Annotated in this window: 7 protein-coding genes; 4 read left to right on the top strand and 3 right to left on the bottom strand. The window is 59.5% G+C overall.

Annotated features, from left to right (window positions below; genetic code table 11):
* A partial coding sequence (locus WA354_RS22640) for a S53 family peptidase (protein ID WP_472815292.1) occupies window positions 1-1,807 on the bottom strand: 1,807 nt, incomplete at its 3' end.
* 389 nt (window positions 1,808-2,196) lie between these two features.
* Between WA354_RS22640 and WA354_RS22645 the strand changes: the two genes are divergently transcribed.
* The 3 genes from WA354_RS22645 to WA354_RS22655 all read left to right on the top strand — a co-directional run bounded on the left by WA354_RS22645 (window position 2,197) and on the right by WA354_RS22655 (window position 6,973).
* Window positions 2,197-4,383 carry an OPT family oligopeptide transporter gene (locus WA354_RS22645; protein ID WP_472815293.1) on the top strand — a complete coding sequence of 729 codons (2,187 nt, stop codon included), beginning with the start codon at window positions 2,197-2,199 and terminating at the stop codon, window positions 4,381-4,383.
* A gap of 710 nt (window positions 4,384-5,093) precedes the next feature.
* Window positions 5,094-5,855 (top strand): SDR family oxidoreductase, encoded by a 762-nt coding sequence (locus WA354_RS22650; protein ID WP_472815294.1) that lies wholly within the window; start codon window positions 5,094-5,096, stop codon window positions 5,853-5,855.
* Window positions 5,856-5,908: 53 nt separating this feature from the next.
* A complete protein-coding gene (locus tag WA354_RS22655) occupies window positions 5,909-6,973 on the top strand; it encodes a threonine aldolase family protein (protein WP_472815295.1) in 1,065 nt (354 codons plus the stop codon).
* 271 nt (window positions 6,974-7,244) lie between these two features.
* Here WA354_RS22655 and WA354_RS22660 read toward each other — a convergent pair whose 3' ends face one another.
* Window positions 7,245-8,843 carry a hypothetical protein gene (locus WA354_RS22660; protein ID WP_472815296.1) on the bottom strand — a complete coding sequence of 533 codons (1,599 nt, stop codon included), beginning with the start codon at window positions 8,841-8,843 and terminating at the stop codon, window positions 7,245-7,247.
* Between the two features lie 7 nt (window positions 8,844-8,850).
* Window positions 8,851-9,381: a YfiT family bacillithiol transferase gene (locus tag WA354_RS22665; RefSeq protein ID WP_472815297.1), complete on the bottom strand. Its 531-nt coding sequence runs from the start codon at window positions 9,379-9,381 to the stop codon at window positions 8,851-8,853.
* A gap of 783 nt (window positions 9,382-10,164) precedes the next feature.
* Here WA354_RS22665 and WA354_RS22670 point away from each other — a divergent pair.
* Window positions 10,165-10,826 (top strand): TldD/PmbA family protein (locus WA354_RS22670; RefSeq protein WP_472815298.1); only part of this gene is annotated, 662 nt, incomplete at its 3' end.

Below are 10,826 nucleotides of genomic sequence, written 5' to 3' on the forward strand. Positions count from 1 at the left end.
GTTGGCCGGTCGCCGACAAGGTTATCGAGCCGGAGAAGCCGCCGGTTGCGGCGCTGCTGATTGTCGTGGATCCGTTGCTGCCTGCACTGACGGAGACCGAGCCGGGCGAAGCCGAGATGCTGAAGCCGGCGGGCGGCGGTCCGGTAAGCGCGGTAATCAGCGTGGCAGTGGGGCTGCCCCACCCGGTGACGAGATCGAAGCCGGTGACAGCGGAGTAGCTGCCGGAGGTGCCGCTCTTGATGTCGTGGAAGTCGGCGGCGTAGGTGCTGGCGTTAACGTTCTGCTGGTAGATCGTGGGATTGAGGAATCCGATGGGCGGTTGGCTATTCGATGCCAGTTGCTGATTGGCGAGCGCGACGAAGGCGGCCCACATGGGTGCGGCAAAGCTGGTGCCGCCGTAGTAGTTGGCTTGGCAGGCCTGCTGATCGCCGCAGGTGTAAAACGTGAAGTTTGCGTTTGCAGCGACGTCGGGGCCGTTGCGCAATGTGGTCGAGCCTTTGTTGCTGGAGTTGATGACGCCGGAAAGCTGTTGCCAGGCCGGAATGGCGATGCTGTCGGGGCTGATGCCGCCACCGCTGTCGACCCATGCGGTTTCAGAGGCCCATGGTCCGCCTGCTTTGGCCGTGGTAAGGTCAGTACCGCCAACTGCGACTACATAAGCGTTGTCGGCAGGCCACGCCGCGCTGCGCCCTGTCTTGGTCCAGGTGGAAGCATCGCCCGATGCGGCGAAGAAATTCTGGCCCTGTGCTGCCATCTTCTGGAAGTACGGATTGAGAGTGCTGGCGTCGGCAGGTGTCCATCCCCACGAGCAGCCGATCGTCGTGGGCAACGGATTGTGGGTGGTCATTGCGCTGATGATGGAGGTATCGGAGGAGCCGACGTACATGGTGAGGCTGGCAAGACCGGGCGCCATGCCGATGGCCTGGGTCATGTCGAGGGTCTGCTCGCCGTCATCGCAACCGGGATAAACGCAGCTTGTGCTGGTGCCGTCGGTGGAAAGCAGGGTAATGGGAACGTTGTTGGTCTGGCCCACATTCTTGAAGTAGGTGGTGAGGTCGGCAAGGTCGGTGCCGTAGTACTCAAGCAGGCCGAGATTCTGGCCAGCTCCGGTGAGCGCGGTCCCACCATAATAAGCCGCGCGCATATCGCTGCCGAGAAAAGATGCCGACGGACCGGAGCCGGTGGTGGCGTGGGAGACGACTTTATCCGCATCGATGCCGTGGGCTGCGGCGAACTCGTCGCGGCTGACGCGAAGAGGGCGCGGTATCGAGTAATTGTCGAGGCCAGAGATGTGCCAGAGGTTGAAGGGCAGGTCCAGCCTGGGCTCGGCGTCGGGAGAATAGAATGTGCGGCTCTCCGAGGGATGCTGATAGGTGCGCATGTTCACGTGAAACGCGGCTTCAATGTTGGACACAGTGCCCTTCACCTGCACCAGCATTCCATCGCGGGAGCCTCCCACGACTTGGAAGCCATAGGTTCTGGCAAAGCGGAGAACCGTATCGTAGTCGTTGGCGGTGGGTCCGAAGCGGGCGGTGAATTCGGTGGGCGTGAGGAACTGGCGGTAGTTGGGACTGGCCGGGTTGTAGACATCGGCGAGGAACGCCTTGAGTCCGGCAGGGTCGCGGAGAGGCAGGACCAGGTCGAGTTGCAACATCTGGTTTGCCGGGAGGCGGCCGTTGGCCTGCGCATTGCCGCTCTTCACCGCATCGCGCACATGATGCGTCATAACAGACTGGGCTACGCAGCTTGCTGAGGACAGCAACAGAGCTGCGAAGATGGGCAGGAATTTCCCTGGTTTTGAAATCACGGGTTCTCCTTGGGGCGGGGATGCGGTCTTTGAACGAGGCAGTGATCTTTCGCCAGCGTTGATGCATTTTGAGGCAAGCGCCAAATCAGTGTCTAGAGAATTCCGGCAATCGCGTTGCAGAGGTGGTTACCTCGGCTGCAACTCGGGTGCACTTGGGTCACATTTTTTTATCGGGACGCAAGACGGCGGGGATCACAGAACCGGATCTGCGGTTATTCCGCAGCAATTTCTTGCGAAGGAGACACGGTCGCAAAGGCGAGGTCAGGTGTGAATGAACTGCGCGACTGCGTTAGGATTACGGGCAAAACCAAGAAATGGTTGGGATGACGTAAACTCGTCTCTTCAAGCAAAGCAGGCGATTTGCGCGCATTTTTTTGTGGAGGAATTCCGTGGCCGAGTTTCAACCTTTTGTTTCGCCAGATCAGAATCCGCCGGAGTTTACGGTACGTGCGCTGGTGCTGGGCTCCATTTTCGGAATCATTTTTGGCGCGGTAACGGTGTACGTGGGCCTGCGCGCGGGGCTGACTGTCGCGGCCTCGATTCCGATCTCGGTGCTTTCGATCAGCATTCTGCGCGCGTTTGGCCGGGCCTCGATTCTGGAAAACAATATTGTCCAGACGACAGGCAATGCGGGTCAGTCGATTGCGTCGGGTGTGATCTTCACGCTGCCGGCGCTGGTGTTTCTCGGATTTGACCTTGAGTACTCGCGGATCTTCATGCTGGCGCTGATTGGCGGATGGCTGGGCGTGCTGTTCATGATCCCGCTGCGGCGGCAATTGATTGTGAAGGAACATGGGGCGCTTCCCTATCCGGAAGGCACGGCTTGTGCCGATGTGCTGATTGCTGGCGAGAAAGGCGGATCGCTTGCCAGTCGAGTTTTTCTGGGATTGGGTCTTGGCGGAGCCTACACATTCTTCCAGAATGGAAATCTCTTCCGCGCGTGGCCGAGTTCGCCTGAGTTCCGACCGGACTTTGGACCGCAGCATGTGCTGAAGGGCGCGTCGATCAATGCGGATGCGACGTCGGAGTATCTCGGCGTGGGCTACATCATCGGATCGAAGGTAGCGGGAGTGATCTTTGCGGGCGGCGTTTTTTCGTGGCTTGTGGTGATGCCGCTGATCTACTTCTTCGGGAAGGAACTCCCGCATCCGGTGTATCCGGGGCAGATGCCGATCGCGCAGATGGGGCCGAGCGATCTTTGGGCGACTTACATCAAGCCGATGGGCGCCGGCGCGGTGGCTGCGGCGGGACTGATCACGCTGATGAAGACGCTGCCCACCATCTGGAGCGCGCTCACGGTGGGGCTGAAGAATATGAAGCCCGGCGCTGAGAAAGTCCAGGCAAAGCCGATTCGCACCGAGAACGATCTCTCGATGACGGTGGTGATGATCGGATCGCTGCTTATCGTGGCCTGCATGTTCCTTTTTCTTGAATTCAAGCCGGTGCCGGGAGCGTTTGTGGGCTGGAAAGCAAACCTGGCGGCTTCGCTGCTGGTGGTGGTCTTCGGATTTTTGTTTGTCACGGTGAGTTCGCGGATCGTGGGGTTGGTTGGATCGTCGGCGAGTCCGGTCTCGGGTATGACGATTGCGACGCTGATGGCGACCGCCGCAGTTTTTCTGGTGCAGGGATGGACGGCGCCTGCGTTTGGCGCGCTGGCGATCACGATTGGCGGCGTGGTTTGCATCGCAGCTTCAAATTCGGGTGATACTTCACAGGATTTGAAGACGGGGTACCTTATCGGAGCGACACCGCGGGCGCAGCAGGTTGCGTTGATGATCGGCGTTGTTGTCTCGACTGTCGTGATTGGATCGACGCTGAACCTGATGAATACCGGGCTGCAGGAATTTCATGCAGCCGCGCAACCTTGGGACATCAGCGCTTCGCATCCGGGCGTCTCAGTTCAATCGGACGTGAAGCATCTGCCGCCGCAGATTCGCGTGGTGGCCGAGGACAAGACGACCACTTCGCACCAGGCGTCGGAGTACGTGGTGCTGAATGCGATCGGGTCGACGGAGTTGCAGGACGGGAAATATCTCTACTCGCCGGCGACCAAGCAAATTGAGGTGCACTGGATTCAGGGGATTGGGAGCGCCGCCGCTCCGGCACCACAGGCGCGGCTAATGGCGACGGTGATCAACGGAATCCTGAGCAGGAAGCTGCCATGGGGACTGGTGCTGCTGGGTGTATCGCTGGTGATTGCCGTGGAGTTGCTGGGGATTCGCTCGCTGACGTTTGCGGTAGGGGCGTATCTGCCTATCGGCACGACGCTGCCAATCTTTGTAGGCGGCGTGGTGCGGTGGCTGGTGGATCGGGCGGCAGCGCGCGCAGGCGAGGGGGATGCGGAGAGCGATATTTCGTCGGGGTCGCTGTTTGCTTCAGGATTGATTGCCGCGGGTGGGATCGCAGGGCTGATCGGCGTGGCGCTGAAGGCTGTGGAAGCCACGTATATGGACAACCGCGACATCCTCAACTTCCCACACGGGACAATACTCGATCACATGTGGGTGTCGGTGCTGGGGTTTGGGATGCTGGCGTATTCGCTTTACTACTTCGCACGAAAGCCACTGAAGAAGTAGATCAGGGCTCGGGGGCAGAAGCCAGCAAAGGGGCGTCGCCGCGGGAGCTATCACTTTCTGGCGGCGCGGCAGCTTGAATTCAACGGTTCGCACCAGAGCAGATGGGGCGCGAAGTCAGCGGACTAACTGCCACAGGTGCCACACTCCATAGGCCAGCACGAACATACCGGCTTCCAGAAGAAAGGCGGCGCGGACACCGCGGGCACAGCCGAGCCCGTCGCGGTCCGATTCGACCATTTCTTGTTCGGAGGTTCTTGAGAAGGCCGGTGAGTCGGAGATCGATATTACGTTTCCGGGTAAGAAGAAAGACTTGAGAGAAGTGGCATCGGTCCGAATTGCAGGGGACCGAAATTCATAAACAGCTTGACTAGGCACGGCTAAAACTCCCACCCGGGGGTCCATGCCGGAGGAAGCATGAACCCCTGGGACTTGGTAACTACTCTCGCGGAATAAAACGATTCTCCCGCGGTCTCTTCAGGAAATATGTGATTTATATCACCTACCTAAAATGGCAGTACAAATAATTTCTGCGGAAAAGACAGTACGAAAGTGGGAAACCTCGCTTACAGGCCAGCCGAGAGGATCGGAAAACCTTGCAGGGCGGGTAGATTTCACTGTGAAACTGTTCAAGTCGAGCGACCTTTATCATCAAGAGTTGAATGTAACAGGGTCCTGATCTTTCAAATCGCGGCGAAGAGGGGGCGGATGGAATGAAACTTAGCGGAAATACGGTTCTGATCACCGGAGGCGGCTCGGGCATCGGCCGGGGACTGGCAGAAGCCCTTCAGAAGCTGGGGAATGAAGTGGTGATTGCGGGGCGTCGGAAACAGGCACTTGATGCGACTACGGCGGCGAATCCCGGAATGCAGTCGGTGGCACTGGATATTGAGAAACGTGAGGGCATCAGGAAGTTTGCCGACGAAGTCGCGGCGAAGTTTCCATCGCTGAATGTCCTGATCAACAATGCGGGGGTCATGCGCGCGGAGAAGTTGCTGCAGCAGCAAGAGGATTGGTCGGACATGGAGGCAATTGTCGCGACGAACTTGCTGGGGCCGATGCGGCTAACGGCAGCACTGCTTCCGCACCTGAAAAAGCAGGCGGGAGCAACGATTATGAACGTTTCATCGGGACTGGCGTTTGTTCCGCTGGTGCTGACGCCGACTTATTGCGCTACCAAAGCGGCGATCCACTCGTACACGCAGTCGCTGCGGTACCAGCTGAAGAAGACGAAGATCGAAGTGCTGGAACTGATTCCGCCGTATGTGGCGACGGACCTGATGGGCGGGAAGTCGGATCCGCGTGCGATGCCGCTGGCCAAATACATTGCCGAGGTGATGAGCATCCTGAAGTTGCAACCGACGCCGGTGGAGATCTGCGTGGAGAACGTGAGGGGGCTGCGATTTGCGGCGGAGAACGGACGGTATGACGGTATTTTCAACGGGATGAATTCTGCGATGGCGGACATTCAGTAAAGGCTAAGAGAACAGAGAAACCTAGATCAGGGAGCAACGGAAAGAGATCAGGGATGGGGATTGACGTGGACGATGTCGGGCAGCAGTTTGCCAGCGATAACTATGCGGGTATTTGCCCGGAAGCCTGGGGTGCGATGGAGCGGGCCAATCACGGGCATGCGACGGCGTATGGCGATGATGTGTGGACCGCTCGGGCGGCGAATGAGTTTCGTACATTGTTTGAGGCGGAGTGCGAGGTGTTTTTCGTTTTCAACGGCACGGCGGCGAACTCGCTGGCGCTGGCTTCGCTGTGCCAGTCGTATCACGGCGTGATCTGTTGCGATGCGTCGCACGTGGAGACGGATGAGTGCGGCGCACCGGAGTTTTTCTCGAACGGATCGAAGCTGCTGGTGGCGCAGGGCGTCGATGGAAAGCTGACGCCCGCATCGATTCACGAACTGGCGACGAAGCGGCAGGACATTCATTTTCCCAAGCCGCGGGTGGTGACAATTACCGAGCCGACCGAAACGGGGCGGGTGTACACGATTGAAGAAGTCAGGGCGATTTCAGATGCATGCAAGGAGCATGGACTTTTGCTGCACATGGATGGAGCGCGCTTTGCCAATGCGTGCGCGAGCCTGCGGTGCTCTCCGGCTGAGCTGAGCTGGAAGAGCGGCGTGGATGTGCTGTGCTTTGGCGGCACGAAGAATGGCATGGCGGTGGGCGAAGCGGTGTTGTTCTTCGACAAGGCGCTGGCAACGGATTTTGATTATCGCTGCAAGCAGGCGGGGCAGCTGGCTTCGAAGATGCGGTTTCTTGCGGCTCCGTGGGTGGGGATGCTGGAGAGCGGCGCGTGGCTGAGCAATGCCCGGCACGCAAATGAATGCGCGCAGTATTTTGCGGAGCGCGTGGCACGGATTGGGAATGTGCAGGTTGTGTCCGCGGTGGATGCGAACACGGTGTTTCTCAGCGCGTCCGATGAGATTCTGGAGGGCCTGCGCGGGCGCGGGTGGAGGTTCTATACCTTCATTGGCGGCGCGGCGCGGATCATGTTCGCCTGGGATACCGATTTGAAGCGGGTGGATGCGTTGTTGAGGGATCTGGAGGAGTGTGCGTGTGCGGCGGCAGTCGAGAAGTGAGAGATTTGGGAAGGGGACTCCAGAATGAGATCGCGTGAAGGATTGCCCCAGGGGCTGAAGCCACGCCCAGATTCCCGGTACTGATGTAGCGGTTGATGCCCGTACCCTCCACAGCAAAACATAACTGCAGTCTTGCATGGCTCTTTGCGCCACCCGAGACCATGAAAATCGGGTGGGATCGTGCTTCAGGGCAGATCTTTCGACTCCGCGTTGCTCCGCTCAAGATGACATGCTTTTGGCATAGAGAAAATGTCTTCTCTTTGAGCGGAAATCAGGATGTTGCGTCGGTGGGGTGTTTGCGGAAGATGATTTGCAACTGCTGGCGCCAGTGTTCGCCGAGGGCTATCAATTCCCAATCGACTTCGGGGGAGAGATAGCGCAGGACGGGCAGATTTGCGGGATGGATGCGCAGGGCGGGTGCGGCCAGAAGCAGGCGCGGCGGAAGCGGCGAGATTTCTGTTCCGGGGAAGTAGCCTTCACGCTCGAAGGCAGAGAGTGGCCGGTCGCTGCCGGCGGTGGGCTGACGATCGGCATTGAGAGCACGAACGCGGATCCAGTAGTCGAGGGCTTGCAAGGGCAGATGCAGATCCTCGTCGGCCTTGAGTTCGATGACTACGAGGCGGTTGCTACGATCGAGGGTAAGCAGGTCGAGCATGCCGCGATCTCCGGATGAGAGCGCGGGGACCTGCGAGTAAAGTTGATCGCCGCGGAGCGACGGGAGCAAGTCGCTGAGGCCGGCGCGGAATTCTGATTCGAGCCATCGCTCGGGCTGCATGCGGAAGAGCGGGTCTTTGTGCGCGCCGTCGCGATGTCTACTCATGAAAAGGCGCGCACACAGTTCGCGGCATAGGTCCTCGGTTTCGGCGGTCAAAGGAGTTTCGTTGGCGCCCGCGCCGAAGGTGATCTCCTGCTCGCGCTCGAACGAGTGGGCGCCGGCGCCTTGACGTACGCGGGCAAACTCCAGACCGTGAAGCATTAAACCAACTTCGGCTGCCGATCGCGGGTGAAGCTCAATGCCGGCTTTGGCATTTTGCGGCAGGAGTGCCAGGACTTTGTCGATGCCGGGCTGGCAGCGTTCGAGTGCGGCCTGGGGAGAAAAGGCGTGCATAAGGCGCGCGATCTGATTGCCACTGTCGCGGAAATCGACGGCCTCAAGTTCCTCGCTGCGTTCGTCGAGGGTGAAGAGTTGGAAGTCGGCGGCGGCGTGGTTGAGCCAGGCAATGCGCTCGGCGGTAGTGCGCCACGCTCCCCGGGGCACGATGACTTTGAGCCCGCCGAAGTGGCGGCGGGCATTGCTTTTCTGACGACAATGGTCGAGCCAGAGAATGCCCAGGGTGAGGATTCCATCGATGGTTGATGCGGATTCTGCTTCGCTGACGCCAATGATGGCTTCGGCAGCGGTTCCACGCAAGAGGCGTCCGCGAATGTAGGCGGGGCCGAAGCTATGCTCGAGGTCCATAGCGGAACGCAAGCCGTCAACTTTGGAGCCGATGAATGCACGTGCAAGGACGCGATCGAGCAGGCGCTGGTAATTTCGGCGGGCGGAATCGCGCGTTGTAGGCGTGCGGCGATCGCTGTTGGGGACAAGCTCAAGCGCTTGCGGCTTTGGTGCACCCATGCGGCGTGTGATGACCCGCAGGCACTGCGCACGCGGCTGAATCTCAACCACCGTTCGCACGAGGTTGCGTTCTTCGCTCCAGAGCTGAAAGAGGCAGCGGCCGTGGGACTCAGTTACGGAGTAGCGCGCGAGACGCATGTCAAAGAGGACGCGGCCGTCTTCGAGGAGGGCGGCGGCGGGGTGTGCGGCGAGGTAATCTTCGAGGATTTCGGCGAGTTTGGCAGCGGTTGCCGCGTCGGCTGTGGGGGGCACGCCGAGGCTACCAGTTCTGCCGGGAGCGCAAATTTGCAATGTGCGCAGTGTGATGGCGAGAGTGCCATGCGTAGAGGGCAAGGACCGTGGCAAGATTCTGGCGACCATTTTCTGGATGGTTGTAGCCGCGCTGGAAGTCCGCGTCGGAAAGGGACTCAAGCAAGGCCACCCAGCGCTCGTGCAGAGCGGCAATCATCGCGAGTGAGCCGTCGATGGGAAGGGCGCTGTCAGCCAGGCGGGCCCAGGCGGCTTCGTCGTAGGTCTTGATGGTGGGCGAGTCTTCAGTGAGGGCGAGTTTGGTGCGCACGTAGGCGTTGGCATGGCTGTCGGCGATGTGATGCACGAGTTGGCGCACGGTCCAGCCGCCATCGCGGTAAGGCGTGTCAAGCTGTGCCCGATTGAGTCCGCTGACGGCAGTCTGCAAGGTGGATGGAAGCAGGCGGAGGATGGAAATTTGTTCCGCGCGAACTGCCGGGTCAGAAGAGGCCGGAGCAGTAAAGCGGCCTAGGGGGTAGCGGATATCTTCGGATTCTGTCATTGCCCAACCTGGAGAGCTCGCAGAGAGGCGGTGACGATTCAGTGCTCGACGAGGCTGATTTATTGAGTCTATTTAACTGCGCGGATGCTTGGGAATATTGTGCTTTGGCGCATTTTTAAAATTCTGATTCGTTGGGTGTTGAGCCTTGGGATGCTCCACCACCCGTGGATCCTTGGGGGGCTTTTTATGAAAAGGCCAAATGGCGAAGGCCGGAGCGGTAGACAGGACCAGCAACAACGCGGCAACCGCAAATTTCTTCATGGCTGGAATGTAGCACGAGAATCGAGCAAGGGAAAGTACCCGAAGTCACTGGACCCAGAGAAGTAATGGGGAAGAGCAGCGCCGCGGCACGGTCGAGAGGCGGTAGCTTGCCGGAACTGGCCCGTGGGCTATGAAGATTGGGAGTTCGTGGTTTCCCACTCATGCCGCGATGAAACTGCGTCATGAATGGGGCACTCTCGTTCTTTGCCTGCAATCTCCAGAGCAGATGGCCAATCGTTCGGGTTACCTGAACCCAGCCTGCTTCCATCCAGGAAATGACCCTGGGTGTCGGATCTAGGCCTTGTGATGGTGGTGATGATGGTGATGGTGATGATACGTCGCGGCGAACGCCGGGGCGGCGAACACCAGAACCAGAAGCACAGCAGCAAGGATCTTCTTCATGGGGTGAATTTAGCACGATGGAAATTGTGGAAACCAGCGCGGCTGGCCGGTGAATCAAGTGAGGAAATGGTTCATCCCACGATGCGGAGATTTGCGGAGAGGCGTAAACTACATGCAACGATGAGCATATCTGCCGCTTCCCCTCTCGCGAGTCACAGACGTTACTTTTTTGAGAAATTTGGAATCACCGAACGGCTCCTGGAGCGCTGTTTGGGCGAAGCCCTGTCTGCGGGCGGCGACTACGCCGATCTCTATTTTGAATCGGTGACTTCTACGTCACTGGGGGTCGATGAGCAGATCGTGAAGTCCGCCAGCACGGGGACGAGCGCCGGGTGCGGGATTCGCGTGCTTTCAGGCGAGCGGACCGGATATGCCTACACCGATAATCTGAGCCCGGAGCGTCTGCTGCACGCGGCACGGACGGCGGCGCTGATTGCGTCGGGACCGGCCAAGCAGCTGGTGCAAGGATTTACAGAGACAAAGGGGGGCAATCTCTATCCTGTTCCGCTGGGCGGGTTCGATCTGGACCTGGCGGCGCGGTTGGAGCTGATTCTGAGGGCCGACCGTGCGGCGCGGGCTTACGATCCGCGCATTGTGCAGGTGCGGGCCGGATACAGCGAGGAGTTGCGGCGTATTTTGATTGCGGCATCGGATGGCGCTTTTGCCAGCGACACGCAGCCGCTGTGCCGGCTGAACGTGTTTGTAATCGCCAAGGACGGACCGACGACAACCAAGGGGTCGGCGGGCGGGGGCGGAAGAGCCGGGCTGGAGCAGTTTGAAGG

Origin of the sequence: Occallatibacter sp., assembly GCF_049802275.1 — a bacterium.
Taxonomy (GTDB): Bacteria; Acidobacteriota; Terriglobia; order Terriglobales; family Acidobacteriaceae; genus Telmatobacter.